Origin of the sequence: Glycomyces luteolus, from assembly GCF_027622875.1 — a bacterium.
GTDB classification, from domain to species: Bacteria; Actinomycetota; Actinomycetes; order Mycobacteriales; family Micromonosporaceae; genus Glycomyces; species Glycomyces luteolus.
Genome location: NZ_JAPZVP010000019.1, coordinates 21,638 through 42,335 on the forward strand (window position 1 = coordinate 21,638; position 20,698 = coordinate 42,335).

General features: G+C 69.3%; 19 protein-coding genes and 2 pseudogenes. 7 read left to right on the forward strand and 14 right to left on the reverse strand.

The annotated features are described in order from the left end of the window. Window positions 1-36: 36 nt before the first annotated feature. Window positions 37-1,599 (reverse strand): Rieske 2Fe-2S domain-containing protein, encoded by a 1,563-nt coding sequence (locus O1R50_RS20695; RefSeq protein WP_270112095.1) that lies wholly within the window; start codon window positions 1,597-1,599, stop codon window positions 37-39. A gap of 129 nt (window positions 1,600-1,728) precedes the next feature. Between O1R50_RS20695 and O1R50_RS20700 the strand changes: the two genes are divergently transcribed. Beyond that, window positions 1,729-1,947 (forward strand): hypothetical protein, encoded by a 219-nt coding sequence (locus tag O1R50_RS20700; protein ID WP_205327669.1) that lies wholly within the window; start codon window positions 1,729-1,731, stop codon window positions 1,945-1,947. Window positions 1,948-3,914: 1,967 nt separating this feature from the next. Here the strand turns inward: O1R50_RS20700 and O1R50_RS26475 are convergent. The 7 genes and pseudogenes from O1R50_RS26475 to rpsB form a co-directional block, all read right to left on the reverse strand. Further along, window positions 3,915-4,187, reverse strand: a pseudogene (locus O1R50_RS26475) (DivIVA domain-containing protein); the annotation flags it as partial. Window positions 4,188-4,208: 21 nt separating this feature from the next. Next, window positions 4,209-5,357 carry a 23S rRNA (adenine(2503)-C(2))-methyltransferase RlmN gene (gene rlmN / locus O1R50_RS20710; protein WP_270112097.1) on the reverse strand — a complete coding sequence of 383 codons (1,149 nt, stop codon included), beginning with the start codon at window positions 5,355-5,357 and terminating at the stop codon, window positions 4,209-4,211. Between the two features lie 100 nt (window positions 5,358-5,457). Next, window positions 5,458-6,384 carry a phosphatidate cytidylyltransferase gene (locus tag O1R50_RS20715; RefSeq protein ID WP_270112098.1) on the reverse strand — a complete coding sequence of 309 codons (927 nt, stop codon included), beginning with the start codon at window positions 6,382-6,384 and terminating at the stop codon, window positions 5,458-5,460. Then, window positions 6,384-6,941, reverse strand: a complete 558-nt coding sequence (frr, locus tag O1R50_RS20720) for a ribosome recycling factor (protein WP_205327665.1) — start codon at window positions 6,939-6,941, stop codon at window positions 6,384-6,386. Before frr ends, O1R50_RS20715 begins: the two co-directional genes overlap by 1 nt. A gap of 124 nt (window positions 6,942-7,065) precedes the next feature. Next, a complete protein-coding gene (pyrH, locus tag O1R50_RS20725) occupies window positions 7,066-7,818 on the reverse strand; it encodes a UMP kinase (protein ID WP_408612769.1) in 753 nt (250 codons plus the stop codon). Between the two features lie 174 nt (window positions 7,819-7,992). Beyond that, window positions 7,993-8,805, reverse strand: a complete 813-nt coding sequence (gene tsf, locus O1R50_RS20730) for a translation elongation factor Ts (protein WP_270112100.1) — start codon at window positions 8,803-8,805, stop codon at window positions 7,993-7,995. 11 nt (window positions 8,806-8,816) lie between these two features. Further along, window positions 8,817-9,665: a 30S ribosomal protein S2 gene (gene rpsB / locus O1R50_RS20735; protein WP_270112102.1), complete on the reverse strand. Its 849-nt coding sequence runs from the start codon at window positions 9,663-9,665 to the stop codon at window positions 8,817-8,819. 443 nt (window positions 9,666-10,108) lie between these two features. On the opposite strand from rpsB, the gene O1R50_RS20740 reads away from it, so the two are divergent. The 4 genes and pseudogenes from O1R50_RS20740 to dprA all read left to right on the forward strand — a co-directional run bounded on the left by O1R50_RS20740 (window position 10,109) and on the right by dprA (window position 14,008). Further along, window positions 10,109-10,666: a murein hydrolase activator EnvC family protein gene (locus O1R50_RS20740; RefSeq protein ID WP_270112103.1), complete on the forward strand. Its 558-nt coding sequence runs from the start codon at window positions 10,109-10,111 to the stop codon at window positions 10,664-10,666. After that, window positions 10,666-11,043, forward strand: a pseudogene (locus O1R50_RS26480) (YraN family protein); the annotation flags it as partial. The gene O1R50_RS20740 and the pseudogene O1R50_RS26480, both read left to right, overlap by 1 nt. 67 nt (window positions 11,044-11,110) lie before the next feature. After that, entirely contained in the window at window positions 11,111-12,652 is a 1,542-nt protein-coding gene (locus O1R50_RS20750) for a YifB family Mg chelatase-like AAA ATPase (protein WP_270112106.1), read from the forward strand. A gap of 192 nt (window positions 12,653-12,844) precedes the next feature. Next, the gene (dprA, locus tag O1R50_RS20755; RefSeq protein WP_270112107.1) at window positions 12,845-14,008 is read left to right on the forward strand and encodes a DNA-processing protein DprA; all 1,164 of its coding nucleotides are present in this window, start codon (window positions 12,845-12,847) and stop codon (window positions 14,006-14,008) included. A 64-nt stretch (window positions 14,009-14,072) separates the two neighbouring features. On the opposite strand, the gene O1R50_RS20760 is transcribed toward dprA, so the two are convergent. Both O1R50_RS20760 and O1R50_RS20765 read right to left on the reverse strand, forming a co-directional pair. Next, window positions 14,073-15,542 (reverse strand): hypothetical protein, encoded by a 1,470-nt coding sequence (locus O1R50_RS20760; protein WP_270112108.1) that lies wholly within the window; start codon window positions 15,540-15,542, stop codon window positions 14,073-14,075. Between the two features lie 81 nt (window positions 15,543-15,623). After that, complete coding sequence (locus tag O1R50_RS20765) at window positions 15,624-16,655, reverse strand: SIS domain-containing protein (protein WP_408612772.1); 1,032 nt, start codon at window positions 16,653-16,655, stop codon at window positions 15,624-15,626. A 299-nt stretch (window positions 16,656-16,954) separates the two neighbouring features. On the opposite strand from O1R50_RS20765, the gene O1R50_RS26485 reads away from it, so the two are divergent. Beyond that, entirely contained in the window at window positions 16,955-17,029 is a 75-nt protein-coding gene (locus tag O1R50_RS26485) for a 50S ribosomal protein bL37 (RefSeq protein ID WP_373897052.1), read from the forward strand. 83 nt (window positions 17,030-17,112) lie between these two features. Continuing rightward, complete coding sequence (locus O1R50_RS20770; RefSeq protein ID WP_270112110.1) at window positions 17,113-17,709, forward strand: TetR/AcrR family transcriptional regulator; 597 nt, start codon at window positions 17,113-17,115, stop codon at window positions 17,707-17,709. A 128-nt stretch (window positions 17,710-17,837) separates the two neighbouring features. On the opposite strand, the gene rsrA is transcribed toward O1R50_RS20770, so the two are convergent. The 4 genes from rsrA to O1R50_RS20790 all read right to left on the reverse strand — a co-directional run bounded on the left by rsrA (window position 17,838) and on the right by O1R50_RS20790 (window position 20,644). Next, window positions 17,838-18,134, reverse strand: a complete 297-nt coding sequence (gene rsrA / locus O1R50_RS20775) for a mycothiol system anti-sigma-R factor (RefSeq protein ID WP_270112111.1) — start codon at window positions 18,132-18,134, stop codon at window positions 17,838-17,840. After that, a complete protein-coding gene (locus O1R50_RS20780; RefSeq protein ID WP_270112112.1) occupies window positions 18,131-18,913 on the reverse strand; it encodes a sigma-70 family RNA polymerase sigma factor in 783 nt (260 codons plus the stop codon). The genes rsrA and O1R50_RS20780 overlap by 4 nt, the downstream gene beginning before the upstream one ends. A gap of 498 nt (window positions 18,914-19,411) precedes the next feature. After that, window positions 19,412-19,765 (reverse strand): WhiB family transcriptional regulator, encoded by a 354-nt coding sequence (locus O1R50_RS20785; RefSeq protein WP_205327957.1) that lies wholly within the window; start codon window positions 19,763-19,765, stop codon window positions 19,412-19,414. 171 nt (window positions 19,766-19,936) lie between these two features. Next, window positions 19,937-20,644: an SOS response-associated peptidase gene (locus O1R50_RS20790; protein ID WP_270112113.1), complete on the reverse strand. Its 708-nt coding sequence runs from the start codon at window positions 20,642-20,644 to the stop codon at window positions 19,937-19,939. Window positions 20,645-20,698: the final 54 nt, after the last annotated feature.

Sequence of the window (20,698 nt, forward strand, 5' to 3'; positions counted from 1 at the left end):
CGGCCGGGCCGATGCGGCCCGGCCGTGCCCGAAGTCCTAGGCGGACGCCTCTTCGGCCTTCTGGCTCCGGATGTCGTGCCCGACGCTGGTCATGCACTTGCCGGAGTTCAGGTTCCACTTCCAGCCGTGCATCTGGCAGGTCAGGACGCCTTCCTCGACCTTGCCGAACACCGAGAGGTCGGCCTTGAGGTGCGGGCAGCGGCGCTGGAACTGCCAGCCCTGCACGGAGATGTCCTCGTCGTCGGGGCGCTGCTCGGCGTACCAGCCCTCGGCGTACTGCAGGCGCTCTTCCGAGAGGCACTTGAAGAACGCGTACACGTACTCGTTGTACTGGCCGATGCGCGCGGCCGTGAAGCGGCAGGACAGGAAGAGCGAGTTGACCCAGTCGACCTCGCGGATGTAGAGCAGGTGCTCGATGAGGCGCCGCTCGGTGCGGAACCGGTAGCGGACCTTCGCGCCGTCGTCGTGGTAGATCCTGCGTTCGAGGAAGTCGAAGACGATCGACTCGACCACCTGGTCGGAGTCGGCCGCGGTGAGGTCGAAGCGGACGGGCCCGCCGATGCCGGTGGCGATGTGCTCGGCCGACTCCATGAGCGGCTCGATGCGCTCGCGCAGCGTCTCGAGGACGTCGATCTCCGGGTGCGCCCAGGAGGCCTTCTCCGCTTCGAGGCGCGGCTGCATCCGCTCCTTGTACTCGTCCAGGTGCTGCTTCTTGTTGTCGAACCACGCCCGCAGGTCGTCGACGGGGTGCACGACCGAGGCGGAGCCGTCGGCGCTGACCTCGGCCACGGAACCGGGCAGCAGGATGATGTTCTGCTTGCGCCCCTGCTCCTCCAGCCAGTCCACGTACGACATCTGGTCGGGGAAGATGTTGCCCTCGTCGCCGAACACGTCGTTGAACTGGTACAGCGAGTCGTCGAGGAAGCAGGGCGGGCCCGCGATCGGGAAGACCCAGTCGCCCTTGACGTCGTCGATGTAGCGCAGCGAGCGGTCGAAGCCGCGCTCGCGCTTCTGCTTCCCGAAGGCGCGCTTGGCGTTGTCGGGCAGCTCGTAGACCATCGGGAACCAGATCGCGCCCGAGAACTGCAGCAGGTGGGCGTGGATCTTGCCGTGCTGCAGGAACACGCTCATGTCCGTGGGCCGCGCGTCGTTCTGGTTGAGCATGCGGGTGCCGTCGGCGTCCTCGACCCACAGCGACGAGTCGCCGATGGGGCCGTCAGTGGGGCTCGTGAGCGCCTGGATCATGACCTTGACGCCGCCGGGGAGCTCCACGATCTCCTCGGAGACGGTCTTGATGAACTTGTGGAAGCCCAGGGCCCGCAGCTCCGACTCCAGCTCCGAGGTGGGGTACTCCGGGAGGAGGACGGTCGTGTCCTTGCTGATGTGCTCCGAGAGGTTCTCCTCGTCGAAGTGGTCGCGGTGCAGGTGCGAGACGTACAGGTAGTCGGCCTGCCCGAGCGTGTCCCAGTCGAGCTGCGAGTTGTCGGGGAAGGGGAACCAGGAGGCGAAATAGGCGGGGTTCACCCAGGGATCGCACAGGATCGACCCCGCGGCGGTCTCGATGAACATGCTGGCGTGGCCAGTACCGGTGATTCGCACTGTGACCCTTCCGGACGAGAGGACGACGACCGTTCCAGCCTACAAGTCACAGCTCCGACGGGGCCGGGACGTTCGTCCTTGTGGCGTGGGAGACTGTGGCCGAACAACGAAGATGTCGGAGGAAGTCACATGGCCGCAGAAGAGCAGGTGCTCTCGCCCGCGCAGCGCAAGCCCACCAGCCGCAAGGCCCTGTACACCGCGCTGAGCGTCGCCATCGTCATCAACCTGGCGTACCTGTTCGGCAACCACCAGGGCTGGATCGAGGACGTCTTCATCGGCATCACCGTCGTGGTGCTCCTCGGCGTCATCGTCACCGACGCCTGGATGCGCAAGACCGGCCTGCGCTAGGCGCCGTCCCACGAACATGAAGAGGGCGGGTCCGCTGTCGCGGGCCCGCCCTTCCTCGTCGTCTACGGCTAGTGCATCATGCCGCGGCGGGCGAACATCTCGCGCACCTCGCGCAGCGCCGAGTCCACCTCGGCCTCGAAGTACCCGCCCTGGACCAGTGAGAACTGGCTCGTGTCGAGTTCGCGATCGGAGAGCGGGACCGGGTTGCGCCCGGTCATCGCCGCGGAGACCGCGTCGAACATCTGGTCGACCTGGCCCGGGTCGTAACCCGAGCCGAATCGGCGGGGCTGGAAGGCCCGGCGCATCTGCTCCAGGCGCTGCACGTCGTCCGGGGTGAACGGGGAGTCGGACGCCCGCATCTCGGTCGTCATCTCTTCGCGGCCGTGGCGGCCGGGGGCCTCGAAGCCGCGGCCCTCGTACGGGTTGCGGCGGCCGAAGTCCGGCGGGGTCGCCGTGCCGCGCGGAGCGCCCGGCTGGCCGAAGCCGGCAGGGTCGGCGGGAGGCGGGGGCTGCTGGCCGAAGCCGGCAGGGTCGGCGGGAAGCGGGGGCTGCTGGCCGAAGCCGCCTTCGGCGGGGCCGGGCGGCGGACCGGCGGGGGCGCCGAAACCGCCTGTCGGCTCGTGCTGCTGCGGTCCGCGGTCGAAGCCCTGCTGCATCGGCGGGCTCGGCGCGGCCGCGCGGCGGCCGTAGCCGGTGTCCTCCTGCGGCTGCTGGCCGAAGCCGCCCTGCCCGTACTCGCGGCCGCGAGGTGCCCCGTACGGGTCGGACTGGTGCGGTTCGGGGCGGCCCATCGGGTTCTGCCCCATGCCGTTCACGAGGCTCTGCGGGATCGCCTGGGTCGGCGCCGCGGGCGGCATCGGCTCGGGTTCGGGCTGGTTGTAGCGCCCGGCCTGCGGGATCGCGCCGGAGGGCGGACCCTGCTGGCCTCCCGGCATGGGCGGCTGCGGCATCGGCGGCTGCTGCGGCATGCCGCGGCGGCTCCCCGTGTCGCTGAACTCGTCGTCGTAGGCCGCGCCGAACCCGGGAGCGGGTTCGGGCGCGGACCGCCGGCCCTGGCCGTAGACGCCTTGGGCGTCTCCCGGGCCGAAGGCGGGCGCGTCGTTCGGGCCGAAACCGCCGGGTGCGTCGCCCGGGGCGAAGCCGCCGGGGCCGTCGTTCTGCCCGAACGGACCGCCGGGGACGTCGCCTTGGCCGAAGCCGCCGCGCCGCGGGTCGGACTGGAGCGGGAGCTGCTCGGTGGCGCCATGCGGGTTCGGACCGGCCTGCGGGCCTTCGTGCATCGGCATCCCGGCGCGCGGGACGGCCTGCGTGGGCGGGGCGAAGTCGCTGCGCACGGGTTCGGGACCGCGGGGGGCGCCGTACTCGTTGCCGAAGCCGCCCGGTTCAGGGGCGCCGCCGCGCGGGCCGAAGCCGTTGCCGCCGTTGGGGCCTCGCTGGCCGCCGAAGTCGCCCTGACCGGGTCCGAACTCGCCTTGGCCGAAGTCGTCGCGGGGCGGAGCGAACTCGCCCTGCCCGCGTCCGAACTCGCCTTGGCCGGGACCGAACTCGCCTTGGCCGCCGCGTCCGAACTCGCCTTGGCCGGGACCGAAGTCGCCCGGGCCGCCGCGACCGAAGTCCTGGCCCCCACCGCGGTTCGCTCCGCCGCGATTGGCGAACGGGTCGTCGTAGTCCTCGTCGGGGGGACCGGCGAGGAAGCCGAAGCCCTCGTCGTCGCCGCCGCGCAGGTCGCCGAAGCCCTCGTTGTCGGGCGGGGCCGCCGCGGCGCGCGCGGCGCCGCGTCCGCGGCCGACGGGTTCGGGGGCAGGAGGCGGGGGCGCCATCTCGCGGGCGGCCATCACCTCGTGTGCGGGGATCGCTTGCGTCGCAGCGGGGATGACCTGCGTGGCCTGGGGTTCGGGGGCGCGTCGCGCACCGGGGGACGCCTGCATCGGCGGGGCGGGGACCGAGCTGACCTCGGCCTTCCCGTAGTCGGGGGCGGGGGCGGTGCCGAGAACACCGCGCTCCTCGAGCTCGGCGAGCTGGCGCGCGACCCGGTCGAGGTAGACGTCCACCTGCCACTCGTCGTAGCCGCCGAAGCGGACTCTGAAGACGACGTCGTCGACCTCGTCGGCCGACACGGGGCTGCCCACCGGCTCCCCGGCGAGGGTCGCCTCGACGCGGTCGAGGAACGCGTCGACCTCGTCGACCTTGTAGCCCCGGCTCAACGCCCGGCGCCGGAACCGGTCACCATGACTCGCCACTACCCAGCCACCCTTCTCCGCCTAATCCTCGGCGCCAGAGGCGCCGAGCGGCTTCGCTCCGGCGCGGCCGGGCGTGCCGGCCTCCCGGACCGAAGCGGCCAGCTGCCCGCAGGCGCCGTCGATCTCTTGGCCGCGCGTATCGCGCACCGTCGTGGACACACCCGCGGCTCGCAGCCGCCGTACGAACTCCGCCTCGACCGGCTTGGGACTGGCGTCCCAGCGGCTTCCCGGAGTCGGGTTCAATGGAATCAGGTTGACGTGCACGAGTTTGCCCGCGAGGAGCTTCCCGAGGAGGTCCGCCCGCCAAGGCTGGTCGTTGACGTCCCTGATCATCGCGTACTCGATCGAAACACGACGTTTCGTCACCCGAGCGTACTCCCAGGCCGCATCGAGCACTTCGGCGACCTTCCAGCGGGTGTTGATGGGGACGAGCTCGTCGCGGAGCTCGTCGTCGGGGGCGTGGAGCGAGACCGCCAGCGTCACCGGCAGCCCCTCCTCCGAGAGCTTCTTGATGGCGGGCACGAGGCCGACCGTGGAGACGGTGATGTTGCGGGCCGAGAGCCCGATCCCGTCCGGCACAGGCCCGGTGATGAGGTGCAAGGCGCTCTTGAGGCGGGCCCAGTTCGCGAGCGGCTCGCCCATGCCCATGAACACGATGTTCGAGAGCCGTCCCAGGCCGCGCTCCTCGGCGATCCGCGCGGCGGCGACGACCTGGTCGACGATCTCCGCGGTGGTGAGGTTGCGGTCGAGGCCGCCCTGGCCGGTGGCGCAGAACGGGCAGGCCATGCCGCACCCGGCCTGCGAGGACACGCACGCGGTCACTCGGTCGGGGTAGGCCATGATGACCGACTCGACGAGCGCGCCGTCGTAGAGGCGCCACACCGCCTTGACGGTCTTCCCGTCGTCGCACGAGTCGACGCGGATCGGGCTGAGGAGCTGCGGGAGCAGCGCCTCGCCGATGGCCCCGCGCGACGCGGCTGGCAGGTCGGTCATGAGGGACGCGTCGCCGACGTGGCGGCCGAAGTACTGCTGGCGCAGTTGCTTGGCGCGGAAGGCGGGCTGCCCGATCTCGGCGAGAACGGACTGGCACCCGGCCAGATCGAGATCGGCCAGGTGTCGCGGCGCAGCCTTGCGGGGGCGCGGTTCGGTCAACGTGAGTGCTACAGACATGTCACGACCTAGTCTCGCATGACAGGACCGGAACCCGCCAACCCCGGATCATGGAATTCACCCCGGGTCCTCCTTCAACGGATACACCAATCAGGACACATCACCCGAGCAGGTAGCGGAACCACACGTAAGCCACGGGGGCGACCATGAGGATCGAGTCGAGCCGGTCCATGACCCCGCCGTGCCCGGGAATGAGATTGCTCATGTCCTTGATACCGAGATCACGCTTTAGCAGCGAGACGGACAGGTCCCCCAACGTAGCGGCCAGTGCCACGCACACGCCGAACGCCACGCCCATCAGGAAGGGCACGTCGAAGAACACCCAGAGGGTGACCGAGCCGCCTATGGCGGCGACCACGACGGATCCTCCGAGGCCCTCCCAGGACTTCTTGGGGCTGATGCGCGGGGTCATCTGGTGGCGGCCGAACAGGACGCCGGCGGTGTAGCCGCCGGTGTCGGAGCAGACGACGGTGAACAGCGCGATGATGACCTGCGCGGCGGCGCCGTCGATCCAGCGCGCCGAGTCGTTCTCGGCGTTCGCCAGCAGCATGATGAACCCGGCCAGGAACGGGACCTGGACGAGCAGGAGCGCGGCGGCCGCGGTGTCGGTGCGGTAGCCGGTGGCGCCTTCGGAGAGGCGCCACACGAACAGTGCGGCAACGCCGACGGCGGTGCCGAGCAGCAGGCCGGTGGCGCCGCCGAACCAGGCGAGGACCACGATGAGCGCGCCGGCGGCGGCCAGCGGGATCACCGGGACGTTCCTGCCGCCCTTGCGCATCGCGGTGCCGGTCTCCCAGCAGGCGACGGCGACGGCGATGACGGCGACGCCGAGGAAGGCGGTCGGCCAGATCAGGAGCGAGGCCAGGACGACCGCGGCCATGCCGAGCCCGGCGCCGATGGCGACGGGCAGGTTGCGGCCGGCCTTGGGCTTGCCGTCACCGGGATCGGTCTCGGCGGCGCCGGGCCCTCGCCCGTCCGGCGACGGGCGCGGGCGACGGCCGGGCGAACCGTCGGGAAGGGCGTTCATCAGATCTCGAGCAGCTCAGACTCTTTGGAGCTCATGAGCTCGTCCACGTTCTTGACGAAACGGCCGGTGAGGTCGTCGAGTTCCTTCTCGGCCGAGTGGCCCTCGTCCTCGGAGACCTCGCCGTCCTTGACGGCCTTGCCGATCTCGTCCTTGGCCTTGCGGCGGACGTTGCGGATGGCGATCTTGGCGTCCTCGCCCTTGGTCTTGGCCACCTTGATCATCTCGCGGCGGCGCTCCTCGGTCATGGGAGGCAGGTTCAGGCGGAGCTGGGTGCCCTCGTTGGAGGGGTTGACGCCGAGGTTCGAGTTGCGGATCGCGTCCTCGATGTCCTTCATCTGGGAGGCGTCGAAGGGCTTGACGATCACCATGCGCGGCTCGGGGATCGCGATGGAGGCGACCTGCGGGATGGGTGTCGGCGCACCGTAGTAGTCGACGGTGATCCGGTTGAACATGGAAGACGAAGCGCGGCCGGTGCGGATGGCGGCGAATTCCTCCTTGGCGTGCTCGATGGCCCGCTCCATCTTCTCCTCGGCTTCGAGGAGGGTGTCGTCAATCACGGCTTTCTCACATTCTCTCGCGGCCTGACAGCACTTCTGACCGTACCGTCCCGGCGGCGTGGCTCGGTGGCGTGGATGTCATTGGACGCGGCCGGTTTCGTGGGGGTCGGCCCGCGTCCGCGGGTCAGTCGTCGGCGGCGTGGATGAGGGTGCCGAGCTGTTCGCCGATGATGGCGCGGCGGAGGTTGCCGTCGTCGTCGGCGCCGAAGACGAGCATCGGCAGGGCGTTGTCCTTGCAGAGGCTGAAGGCGGCCTGGTCGACGACCATGAGCTCGCGCTTGAGGGCCTCGTCGAAGGTGATGTCGTCGAGCCGCTGCGCGTTGGGGTCGGTGCGGGGGTCGGCGGTGTAGACCGCGTCGACGCCGTTCTTGCTGACGAGCACGACCTGGGCGCCGATCTCGAGGGCGCGCTGGGCGGCGACGGTGTCGGTGGAGAAGTAGGGCATCCCGGCGCCGGCGCCGAAGATGACGACGCGGCCCTTCTCGAGGTGGCGGATGGCGCGCAGCGGCAGGTACGCCTCGGCGACCTGGGCCATTGCGATGGCGGTCTGGACGCGGGTGTCGACGCCTTCCTTCTCCAGGAAGTCCTGGAGGGCAAGGCAGTTCATGACGGTGCCGAGCATGCCCATGTAGTCGGCGCGGGCGCGGTCCATGCCGCGGCGCTGGAGCTCGGCCCCGCGGAAGAAGTTGCCGCCGCCCACGACGATGGCGACCTGGACGCCGGCGGCCACGCCGGCCGCGATCTGGCGCGCGACCGCCTGGACGACATCGGGGTCGACGCCGACGGCGCCGCCGCCGAAGGCCTCACCGGACAGTTTCAGCACGACCCGGCGATACGTGTCTTGACTCATGGCACTCCCCTGCTCTGCTGTGTCCATCGGTGGCTGCGCTGCCGTTGACCGTACTGCCCGCGCCCGGCCCGGCTCGCTCCGGCCGCGGTCGCGGCGGTGGGCGTTGCTTTCCCCGGGCATGGAACGAGGCGGCGGCCTGCGCCGCCGCCCCTTCCATGCTTACGGCTGGAGCCAGTGTAGTCCGCGGGCGCGGACTACTCGCTACTCCAGGCCGACTTCGTAGCGGATGAAGCCGGTGACCTCGGTGCCCGCTTCGGCGAGCACCTGGGACACGGTCTTCTTGTTGTCGATGACCGAGGTCTGCGAGAGCAGGGCGAAGTCACGGAAGTAGGCGTTGACCTTGCCTTCCACGATCTTGTCCCAGGCGCGCTCGGGCTTGCCCTCTTCCTTGGCGGTCTCGAGCGCGACTCGCTTCTCGGCCTCGATGATCTCGGCCGGGACCTCGTCGCTGGTGAGGTACTTCGGACGCATCGCGGCGGCCTGCATGCCGACCTGTCGGGCGGCCTCGGCGTCACCGGAGTACGAGACGATGATGCCGACGGCCGGCGGGAGGTCGGCGGCCTTGCGGTGCATGTACACCGCGACGTCGCCTTCGAGCGAGCCGACGCGCCCGAGGGCGATCTTCTCGCCGAGCTTCACCGACTCCTCGGCGATGACCTCGGCGACGGTCTTGCCGCCCAGCTCGGCCTTGGCGAACGCCTCCGAGTCCGCGGGGCGGACCTCGTCGGCCAGCTCTACCAGCGTCTGGGCGAGCTCGATGAACGCGCCGTTCTTGGCGACGAAGTCGGTCTCGCACAGCAGCTCGAGCAGCGTGTTGCCGGACTGCGCGACCAGGCCCTGGGCCGTGGTGCGCTCGGCGCGCTTGCCGACGTCCTTGGCACCCTTGATGCGCAGGGCCTCAAGGGCGGCGTCGTAGTCGCCGTCAGCCGCTTCGAGGGCCTTCTTGACGTCCATCATCCCGGAGCCGGTGGCTTCCCGGAGCTTCTTGACGTCAGCCATCGTGAAGTTGGCCATTGCTCCCCTTCTTACTTCTCGTCTTCGACGGTCTTCTCGCCGGACGGCTCGACGACCTTCACGGAGTCTTCAGTGGTCTCTGCGGCCTCGACGGCGGCTTCGGCGGCGTCGGTGGAGAGAAGTTCCTTCTCCCAGTCGGCGAGCGGCTCGCCCTCGCCCTTCTCGACCTGGCCGCCGGAGCGGGCCAGCAGGCCTTCGGCGACACCGTCGGCGATGACCTTGGTCAGCAGGGCGACGGAGCGGATCGCGTCGTCGTTGCCGGGGATCGGGAAGTCGACCTCGTCGGGGTCGCAGTTCGTGTCGAGGATCGCGACGATCGGGATGCCGAGCTTGCGGGCCTCGTCGACGGCGATGTGCTCTTTCTTGGTGTCCACGATCCAGATCGCGGCCGGGGTCTTCTCCATGTCGCGGAGACCGCCGAGCGTGCGCTCGAGCTTGTCCTTCTCGCGCATCAGCTGGAGCATTTCCTTCTTGGTGCGGTTCGCCGCACCGTTGGCCTCGATGATCTCGAGTTCCTTGAGGCGCATGAGGCGCTTCTGGATCGTCTGGAAGTTGGTGAGCATGCCGCCGAGCCAGCGGTGGTTCACGAAGGGCATCCCGACGCGCTGGGCCTGCTCGGCCACGGCTTCCTGGGCCTGCTTCTTGGTGCCCACGAACAGGACCTCGCCGCCCTCGGCGACGACGTTCTTGACGAAGTCGTGGGCCTTGACCGCGAAGTCGACCGACTGGCGCAGGTCGATGATGTAGATGCCGTTGCGGTCCGTGAGGATGAACCGCTTCATCTTCGGGTTCCAGCGACGGGTCTGGTGACCGAAGTGCACGCCGCTCTCGAGGAGCTGGCGCATAGTGACAACCGACACGGTTGTGTTCCTTTCGTTCCCTGGTTCATTCGCGGGAGGCGCCCGAAGTCCGGACGTCCCGCGCCTGGCACTCGCCTCCGGCGATCTGCAACCGGGAAGTCCCGGACCTGGGAGATCGCTAGGGCCGGACCGCATCCGTCGCAGTGCGCCCCTGAAGGACGTGCGATGGAGGTCGGGCCGCGGCGAGCGCGCGAAGTCGGTTCGGCGCGCAAAGGCTCCGTACCGCTCCGATCAGTGTACTGGGACCCGTCTGCGCACCACGAACGCGGTGGACCGCAGTGACAGACGCAATGGACGGCCAGGGCGGGCCACGCCCACTGCAACACTCAAGAAGTTCGATACCCGACCAGCCATCGAAGCAGGTAGCAAACCCTCAAACAAAGTTATCCACAGCCAGAAAACTTTTTGTTGCCGAAACCGGGCGCCAGCGTCAACATTGAGTCATGCGACAACTACACAACGCGATGATCATCAGCCTCATAACCGCATCACTGCTGGCCGCCGCCGCGATCCTCACTCCCACCATCGCCAAGGCCGAATCACCCGCCCCCGAACCGGCCGACGCTCCCGCCTCCGGCCCCTGGCGCTCCCCGGTCGGCGGCCTCGACCTCCTCACCCGCTTCGACCCACCGCCCCAACCCTGGCTGGCGGGCCACCGCGGCGTCGACCTCGCCGCTGGAACCGGCCTCCCCGTCACCGCCGCGGGCCCCGGAACCGTCGTCTTCGCCGACGACCTCGCCGGACGAGGGGTCGTCAGCATCGTCCACGACAACGGCCTCCGCACCACCTACGAACCGGTCGAACCCCTCGTGGCCGCCGGAGACACCGTCACCGCTGGCCAGACGATCGGCCACCTCGAGACCGGCCACGCCTCCTGCCCCGGCCAGACCTGCCTCCACCTCGGCCTCAAACGCGGCCCGCTCTACCTCGACCCGATGCTGCTCTTCGGCATGGGCAAGGTCCGGCTCCTCCCCCGCCCCGGCAAACCGGAGGCCAACTGATGAACCGGCCCGCATCAACCCCAGCCGAACCCACCGCACCTGTCCGCACCACCACACCGCCGCGTCCCGGACCCCCCGTGAACTTGAAGCGGCTCAATCCACACCAGCTCGGCCGCCTTGGCGAGCAACTCGCCGCAGCCCACCTCCAACGCGAACGGATGCAGATCCTCGCTCGCAACTGGAGGCACCGCCTCGGCGAACTCGACCTCATCGCCCGCACCGCCGACACCGTCGTCTTCTGCGAGGTCAAGACCCGCCGCTCCAACCGGTACGGCGGCCCGCTCGGCGCAGTGGACGGCGAAAAGCTCCACCGGATCGAACGTCTCGCCCGGGCCTGGCTCAAGCAGCACTGCCGCACTGACCAGCCCTGGCGCATCGACCGGGTCGCCCTCACCGCCACCGGCCGCCAGCGCCTCGCACTCGAACACCACCGGGGGAACCGCCATGGGTTACGCGCGAACCAACACCGTCTGCATGATCGGCGCGACCGCCGTCGCGGTCACGGTCGAGGCCTCGGTCTTCAAGTCCTCCTCGAAGGGCGCGGACACGGTCCGCATGTCGGGCCTGCCCGACAGCGTCGTCAACCAGGCGCAGACCCGAGTGCGCTCTGCGATGGCGAACTCCGCCTTGCGCTTCCCGGACAAGTCCGTATCCGTCAACTTCGGCCCGGCGTCGATGCCGACCACCGGCTCGGCGGCGGACCTCGCGCTGGCGCTCTCCATCATGTGCGCTGATGACACCTTGCCGATGGAGAAATTGGACGACACGGTCCTGCTGTCGGAACTCGGCCTCGACGGCAGTCTGCGGGCCGTCCCCGGCACCCTGCCTGCGCTGATCGAGGCCCGCAAGTCGGGGATGCGGACGGCGATCGTCTCGCCCGAGAACGCCGCTGAGGCGTCCCTGGTCGACGGCCTCGCGGTCTATGCCCCGAGGGATCTCGCGACGCTCGTGGCCTGGCTGTTCGGCCAGACGACACTCGACCCGGTCATGAGGACGGCGCCCGACGCACCGCCGCCCCTGCCGGACCTCGCCGACGTGCGCGGACAACCGACCGCCCGCCGCGCCTTGGAGATCGCGGCGGCAGGCGGGCATCACATGCTCATGGTGGGTCCTCCTGGGGCAGGCAAGACCATGCTGGCGGAGCGGCTGCCGTCGATCCTGCCGCCGCTGAGCGACGCGGAGGCGGTCGAGGTCACCTCGCTGCACTCGCTGCGGGGGCGCTTCTCCGGAGGCGCGGCGACGCTGATGCGCCACGCGCCGTTCGAGGCGCCGCATCATTCGATCACCATGCAGGCTTTGGTGGGCGGCGGCAGCGGATTCGTGGGTCCCGGTTCGCTGGCGCTCGCGCATCGAGGAGTGCTCTTCGTCGACGAGGCTCCCGAATGGAAGCGGTCGGTCCTCGACTCGCTGCGTCAGCCGTTGGAGAGCGGAGAGGTTCGCATCAGGAGGGCGAACACCTCGATCTGCTACCCGGCCAAGGTCATCCTGGTCCTCGCGGCGAATCCTTGCCCTTGCGCGCCGAACAAGCCCTACGACTGCATTTGCACGCCGCAGGTGAAGCGGGGGTATCTGCCGCGGATCTCGCGACCGCTGATGGACCGGATCGACCTGCGGGTGGATCTGCCGGCGGTGCCGCCTTCGGCGATCCTCGCCGAACTGTCAGAGGCCGAACCTTCCGAGCAGGTGGCGAAGCGGGTGGCGAGGGCGAGAGAGGCGGCCTCGGCGCGATGGTCCGAGGCGGGCGAGGGCTGGCAGTGCAACAGCGAGGTCCCGGGCCCCGCGCTGCGGTCGGGCCGGTGGCGGCTTCCGTCGCCGGTGCGGAAGAGCGTCGACGACCTGCTGATGAAGGAGCGCATCACCGCCCGCGGATATGACCGAATCCTGAAGCTGGCGTGGACGGTCGCCGATCTCAGAGACCACGACCGCCCGACTGCCGAGGACATCACCGTGGCCAGTGAACTGCGCATCGGCTACACGCTGCGCTGAGCGGGTTGCGACCGACGACCACAGCGGGAGGACACCGACTCCCGACTCCCGACTCCCGACTCCCGACTCCCGACTCCCGACTCCCGACTCCCGACTCCCGACTCCCGACTCCCGACTCCCGACTCCCGACAACGCAACACCACCGCCGACTCCCCCAACAACATCGACACACCCAATACCTGAGGAGGAACCGTGACGAATCTGCCCGACGATCCGCGCCTCGCGCTCATGCTCCTGTCCTCGATCGTCGAGCCCGGCGATGCCGATCTCGACGACCTCCTCGGCGAGATCGGCCCGATCGAGGTGGTCAAGCGCCTATGGGAGGGCGAGGTTCCCGAACGTCTGCAACGCATCACGAGCGCGACGGTCTCGTGCACCCACGATCCGGCCGCCCGAGCCGCCGACATCGCCTCCGCCACGAAGGAATCCGGCGCGCGAGTCCTGATCCCCGGTGACCCCGACTGGCCGGACCAACTGCGCGATCTCATGCTCGTCTGCGACGCCGACGAGCCGCATGTGCGGCCGCCGCGCTGCCTCTGGGTGCGGGGCGAACAGTCCTTGGCGCGCCTCTGCAGCCGTTCGGTGTCGATCGTCGGAGCCAGGGCCGCAAGCGAATACGGGCAGCACCTCGCCGATGATCTCGCGGCCGAGCTGACCGACGCGGGCTGGACGATCGTGTCCGGCGGTGCATTCGGGATCGACAGGGCCGCGCACCTCGGTGCCTTGGCACGAGACGGGGCGACGGTGTCGGTGCTGGCATGCGGGGTGGAACTCCCTTATCCCAAGGGGAACCACTCGATGTTCAACCTCATCGCCGAGCGCGGCCTCATCGTCAGCGAATGGCCGCCTGGAACCACCGTCATGAAGCACCGCTTCCTGACCCGGAACCGGGTCATCGCGGCTCTGACGGCCGGCACGGTGGTCATCGAGGCCGCCCACCGTTCGGGTGCGCGCAATACGGCCCGATATGCGGCCGAGCTCGGCCGCGTCCTGATGTTCACTCCCGGCCCGGTGACCTCTTCGATGTCCGCCGGGGTTCACCAACTCGCCAGGGAGCCATGGGAAGCCCGGCTGGTGACTCGCGCGGAAGAGGTGATCGAGGACCTGACCGGCATCGGCGGTCCCCTGGCAACGCCTCCGCCGCCCCAGCGGCGCCCCTTCGACCGGTTGACGGAGATCGAGGCCCGCCTGGTCGAGTCCTTGCCGAGGGGCTATGTAGTCGAAACGGCGAGGCTGGCAGCCGCCGCCGGAGTCCCAACGGAGACCGCGGCCGAAACGCTGGAGCGTCTGCTCCGCACCGGCTGGGTGGACCGCATCGACAACCGCTGGCGCCTATCGAGAGGAGACCACTCCTGATCGCGAATCGAGCTCGAGCCCCGCCCGTTCCCCCCCAGATTGGACCGCTCCGCAGGCGAAATTCTCAACAGAAGGAGGGCCAAGCCTGACTTACGCCCGAGCGCCGCCGAGACCGGCGACCGGCGACCGGCGACCGGCGACCGGCGACCGGCGACCGGCGACCGGCGCAATGCAACACGACATGTCCGTGCATGCGGTGCGCACCGCATCCGAAATCGAGGGGTGGGCGGGGTGGGGGCGGGGGGGAGGGGCCCCCGAACTGCGCGAAGGACAGACAACCGAACCGCCGCGCTGGCCCGGCGGGTAAGCAGGGGGCCGGGCGGTCGTCTTTCGGGTAGTCGACCACGACCATACGCGGGTTCTCGAGTTCGGCGAGCGGGGCCCAGCATTCGTAGATGCCGCGTTCGACGCAAGTCGCGTCGGTGGCCATGATCGCTTCGAGGTCGGGCTGGCTCAACCGCACGCGCACCCAGTCCTCGTTGCGGCCCAGCGCGAGCACTTCGATGTCGCGCCAGCGCGCCCGCGTGTAGAAGCGCTGCGGGCGGGTCACCGGGGTGCGGCTCGTGGCGCCGCGGGCGTAGACGCTGAAGCCGTGGCCCGGGTCGGCCGTCACCGGGACCCGTTCGCCCTCATGTTCACCAACGAGTCCAGCATGGACAGACGGGTTGGTGCGGAAGAGCGCCCGCCCGGTCTCGAGGCCCGGGATGCGGTTCACGAGGTCGCGGTGCCGGGCGCCGGCCATGCGGTCCCATACGTTCGTCTGCGGCTGGTACTGGAACAGCGAGATCTCCGCGCCGTCGGGCGTGTACGCGAGGATCTCGGCCCGCGCCGTCAGCGGCAGGTCGGCGAAGCCGGCGGTCGCGAATTCGGGAATGAGATGCGTGCCGCTCGGGAGGAATCCGGTGCCGAGGATCATCGATCCGCGCCGCTCCCGTCCGGGGACGGTGACGAGTCCGGGGAAGTTGGCGGCCTCGGTGCTCTGGTAGTCGCAGGCGCAGATCGCCTTCCAGCGCAGGGCGAACGAGGTGTCGCGGGCGTCGTCGGGGTCGCCGGAGAGCACCACCCGGTCATCGGGAGTGCGCAGGTGGGCGACGTCGAATTCCCGGTAGCAGACGCCGCTGACCAGGGGCGCCGAGGTGAGCTGCCGGGCGACCTGGTGGCGGCTGAGCGGCTTGACCATCCGCGTGCCGATCGTGACGAACGCGGTGGCGCGCACGGCGGAGACGAGCGCGCGTTCGGCGGGGCCGATGCGCGGATTCTGGCTGTAGCGGTGGACGGTGGCGGCGTCGACTCCGGGCATGACCGGGATCGACAGCGGGGCCACGCCGGTGAGCAGCAGCTCGCCACCGGGGCTGGTCACCTCGGAGGCGTGCACGTACCGGTGGAATGCGCCGCCGCTGGGGTGGAATCCGTCTTCGCGTATGTCTGAATAGAGTTCGAATGCGGCGCCGCCCGCGATCGCTCGCGCCCGGTATCGCCGTTCGTGCCAGACGATTTCAGTGGTGCCGGTCGGCGCGGCTGGTGGTGCCTGCATGACGGAGAGTTTACGGAAACGGGTGAACATCTCGGTGAACCGTAAGTGAACACCCGCTTCTCTACACCTGCCGAGCTGGGATCACACCGTCTCCGTGACCTTTTTCAGACCGCGTGGGGCATCGGGATTCTCGCCCCGCTCGATCGCGAGATGGAGCGCGAGTTGTTGCAGCGGAAGGATGTCGAGGAGTACGGCGATGCGCTCGTCCACCGCGGGGGTGGCGAGTCGGGCGGTCTGACCCGGGACGTCGGCGGCGCCGACGACGACCACGTCCGCGCGCTGCTTGCCGAGTTGCGTGAGGACGTTCCACATTGCATGGCCGCCGGGGCCGGAACCGACGACGGCGAGCACGGGCACGCCTGGATCGGTCATGGCGAGGGGGCCGTGAAGGAGGTCGGCGCCGGAGAACGCGAGCGAGGGGAGGTACGAGGTCTCCATGAGCTTGAGCGCGGTCTCGCGGGCGGTGGGGTAGGCGTAGCCGCGGCCGGTGGTGACGAACCGGGAGGCGAAGCGGTAGCGGCCGGCGAGTTCGGCGGCGCCGGTGCCCGCGAGCACGCCGCTGGCGAGTTCGGGCAGTTTGCCAATCGCTGTGGCTTCGGCGGCGTCCAGGCGGCCGGTGCCGGTGCGGATGCCTTCGATGAGCAGCAGCAGCGTGAGCAGTTCGGCCGTGTAAGTCTTGGTGGCCGCGACGGCGCGCTCGTGCCCGGCCCGCACGTCGAGGTGGAGTTCGGCCTCGCCCGCGAGGCGGGAGTCGGGGTTGTTGGTGACGGCGAGGGTGAGGGCGCCGGAGGCGCGGGCGGCGGCCACGACCTGGGCGAGGTCGGGTGAGCCGCCGGATTGGGAGACGGCGATCACGAGGGAGTCGGACCAGTCGGGCCGGGCGTCGTAGACGGTGACGACGGAGGGGCTGGCGAGGCTCGCGGGCAGGCCGAGGCGGATCTCGCTGAGGTAGGCGGCGTAGAGCGCGGCGTGGTCGGAGGTGCCCCGGGCTGTGAAGACCACCGAGCGCGGGCGCCGCTCGGCGATGATCGCGGCGATGCGGGCGATCTCGGCGGCGCCGTGGTCGAGCACGTCGGCATAGACGCCGGGCTGCTCGGCGATGTCGGCGGCCATGCCGCGGCCGGGCGCGTCCGCGCTGGTGTTGTCGGTGGCGCCGACCTGGGGCTGGTTCACTTGACGCTCCTTGTGAAACGGGTACCGCTAAAATATTAAACAAACCTTTATAATGAAGCGTAGTCGACCGTCACCACGCCCGTCCACCGCAGTCGGCCTTTCCCGAGCTCCCGTGTCCGCCTCTTCAACCCTGCTACGACTCGGGTCACTCGTCAATGAAGTGTGTCCACTGCCCTCCGTACTCCCGCGCAGGTGCCGGTAAGGTTGACCCCTGAATTCCCGACCACCAAGGAGGAGCCGTGGCGAAAGCAGCCCGCAAGCGCAAGTCGCGTAAGAAGAAGTCCGCCAACCACGGGAAGCGCCCGAACAGCTAGCGCGTGGCGGGGCAGGCGGCCGAGGCCGCGACTGCCCCGCAGATCGCACTGGACACCCGGCGCAGAACGAGAATTTTGCCCACATGACCGAAGCGCCGCGCGAAGCGCGCGAGCAGCAACAGCCGAGCACCCGAGAGCGGATCCAGCAGACCGCCATCGCGCTCTTCAGCGAGCACGGCTACGAGCACACCTCTCTACGGGAGATCGCCGAGCAGCTCGGCGTCACCAAGGCCGCCCTGTACTACCACTTCAAGACCAAAGAAGACATCGCGGCGAGCTTCTTCGACTCCTACGCGGAGGATCTGGACCGCATCTGCGACTGGGGCGAGACCCAGCCGCGGTCGCTCGAGACCCGCACTGAACTCCTTCGTCGCTATGCGGAGGTCATCCGAGCCCACGTGCCGGTGCTCAGGTTCATGCAGAACAACCAGGCCGCGCTCACGCGCCTGGACCGCATGTCGGTCTTCAGGCTGCGCCAGCGGCGCTTGCACGCGCTGCTCGTCGAGTCGGACGCGCCGCTCATCCACCGCCTCAGGGCGTGGGACGCGATCACGACGCTCTACAGCAACTGGATCACCTATCCGCGCGTGGACGACTCCGACGACGAGGTCCGCGAAGCATCGCTGCAGATCTCCATCGGCATGATCCGGGCCAACGCGGCCGAGCAGTCGGCCGCCTGACGGCGCGCTCGGAGCGGTATTCGATCAGCACGGTGTTCAATCGACGCATTCGGGCCCGGACGGCAGCGCAGCGGTCGGGCCCGGACGGCGTTTCAGGCAGGTTCAGCTGTCGCTGAGGACCTCGCCGGTCAGCGGTCGCGCTCGCCGACTTCGCTGAAGATCTCGCTGACCTGCTCGATGGCACTGAGCTTCTGGCGCAGTCGGGCCTTGACCTCGTCCGGCGCCTTCTCCTGGCTGCAGCAGCGGTGCACGATCGTGCGCACCTCCTGCTCGATGCCGTATTCCGAGAGGCAGGGCGAGCACTCTTCGAGATGGTCGCGGATCACGCCACGGCGGCGATCGGAGCACTCGTCGTCGAGATAGAGGTAGACCTCTTCGAGGACCTCCCGACAGTCGAGTATGGGCTTCTCCGGTTCGGCGGTCACTGCTGTACCTCCCGTGCGGGCGAAAGGCCGCGGTCCGCGGCGTACGAGCTCAACAGCTGGCGCAGCTGCCGCCGTCCCCGGTGCAGCCGGGACATGACGGTGCCGATCGGGGTGCCCATGATGTCCGCGATCTCCTTGTAGGAGAAGCCTTCGACGTCGGCGAGGTAGACCGTCAGGCGGAAGTCCTCGCCGAGCTGCTGGAGGGCGTCCTTGACGTCCGAGTCCGGCAGGTGGTCCAGCGCTTCGGTTTCGGCCGAGCGCAGCCCGGAGGCGGAGTGCGATTCGGCGTCCGCGAGCTGCCAGTCCGTGATCTCGTCGGTGGGCGAGGTCAGCGGCTGGCGCTTCTTCTTGCGGTATGAGTTGATGTAGGTGTTGGTGAGGATCCGGTACAGCCACGCTTTGAGGTTGGTGCCCTCGCGGAACTGGTGGAACTTGGAGTAGGCCTTGAGGAACGTCTCCTGGACCAGGTCCTCGGCGTCGGCGGGGTTGCGCGTCATGCGCAGCGCGGCACCGTACAGCTGGTCGATCAGGGGCATCGCGTCGCGCTCGAACCGCTCGCGCCGCTCCTGGGTGTTCTCGCTGCCTGCCTCGGTCACCGTCTCCCTCTCGTAGCCGACCAGTTCCGAGCCTACGGCAGCGGTACGGGAGGGTGCGGAGGAAATACCGGCGGTCGTGACGCCGTCGACGGGGGAGGCGCCGTTCGGTGACGGGGACCATTCGGGTCCGCTCAGGAGAGCGGTGAGGCGCTCGTCTTCGCGACCGCGGAGGGTGGTGGACATGCGTTGGGCTCCTTGCTAGACAGACTTCGTGGCCCGTGAACCTCTCGCCGCGGCTCGCCCGGCGGGTGGCCGGTGCGCCGAAGCGGGAGACTCGTCCCGAACAACAGCGTCCGGCGCGGCTTCATTCCGCCCTCCGCGAAACCACCCGAGTCGTATCCGCCACATCACGCCGCGCGTGTGACACCTTCCTGGAATTTCAGACAAAGAGTACGAAATTCGGAATATCACCTGACATTGCTACTTAATAGATAAAAACGGTAACTTTCGGTGTGTGTTGTCGTTATCGTGTGTGGACCCGGAAGGGTCCTGATCGCGTCGGGAGACCGGGGCGTGAACTCCCAGTACCTGCCCCGGGCCGGCGAACAATGACACCGTCGCCGGTCCGGGGAGGCTGGAACTCCCCTGGATCGCACGGTCCGGTGCACGACTCCCAAGACGGCGAAAAGCCGCGACCTTCGCTGGGGCCAGCGGTCGCGGCTTTCGATTCGGCGGGCTCGGCTAGGCGCCGACGGCCAAGGGGTTGATGTCCTTCCAGACTTCGATCATCGCCCGGCGCTCGCGGGGCGCGGTGGCCCCCCAGACGCCGTGGCGGTCGCGGGCCTCCAGCGCCCGGACCAGGCAGGGCGTGCGCACCGGGCAGGAAGCGCACATGGCGAGCGCCTCGTCGATGGGCTCGCGGGGTTCGGGGTACATGACGTCGGGCTCGGCGTCGGCGCAGTTGCCCTGGCGAAGCCAGGCGTCGCCGCTCATCCGGTAGGCGCCTCTGATGATCTCGTTGCGGTATTCGGCGGCATCGAGCAGCCGGGGGTCTCTCCGGGCTCGAGCTACCTCATCGGGGCGGATTCGCCGCATTGCTGCCTCCCTCTTCGTTTGGATGCAGAGCCTTGAAATGCTGGGCATTCCACCGCGGATGCTTGCGGGATCACCTCAGTGCGGGAAGCGATTCCGGTCAGCCGCGGCGGGCTTGTACACGAAAGACCGACGAGTTGGGGTACAGATACCTACGCACGATTGTGATTGACTTCACAGTCCGGGAATCGTCGAGGGACCCTCTTCCGCGTCGACCGGACGAACGAGTTCGGGGCCCTCGTTGTCGGCGCGGCCGACCGCCCGGCCGACCTTCCGGATCTCGATGTCGTCCGGGAGCGACGGGGCCGGGCCCGCGAGCAGCTCGGCTTCATCGGCGTCCTCCTCCCCCAGCCAGGCCGCGAACCGCTCGGGCGGGAGGACGTACGGCATCCGGTCATGGACCGAGGCGAACGCCTCGCCCACGGCCGGGCAGGTGAGGACCGTGAAGGTCATCAGGTGGAGGTCGCCCTGGTTCCAGGTGTCCCAGAGGCCAGCGAAGGCGACACCGCCCGGGCGGGTGAAGAAATACGGCTGCTTGCCGCCGCCGGGGAGCTTGCGCCACTCGTACCAGCCGTCGGCCGGGACGAGCGCGCGACGCGATGCGAACGGCCGCTTGTAGGCGCGCGAGCTCGAGACGGTCTCTATGCGGGCGTTGAACATGCGCGAGCCGATGCCAGGGTCGGAGGCCCAGGGCGGCACGAGACCCCAGCGGGCCAGTTCGACCACGCGCTCGTCACGGGACTTCGAGCGGCGGACCACGGGCGCGGGCGTCGTGGGGGCGATGTTGTACCGCGGGTCCCAGGCGCCGGCGATGAGGTCGGCGGCGTCGAAGAGCGCGGCCATGTCCGGGCTCGACTTGCTGTTGGCGTACCTTCCGCACATGCCCTCACGGTAAACCCTGCCACCGACACTCCGGCTTCTCAATTTCGGGGACCT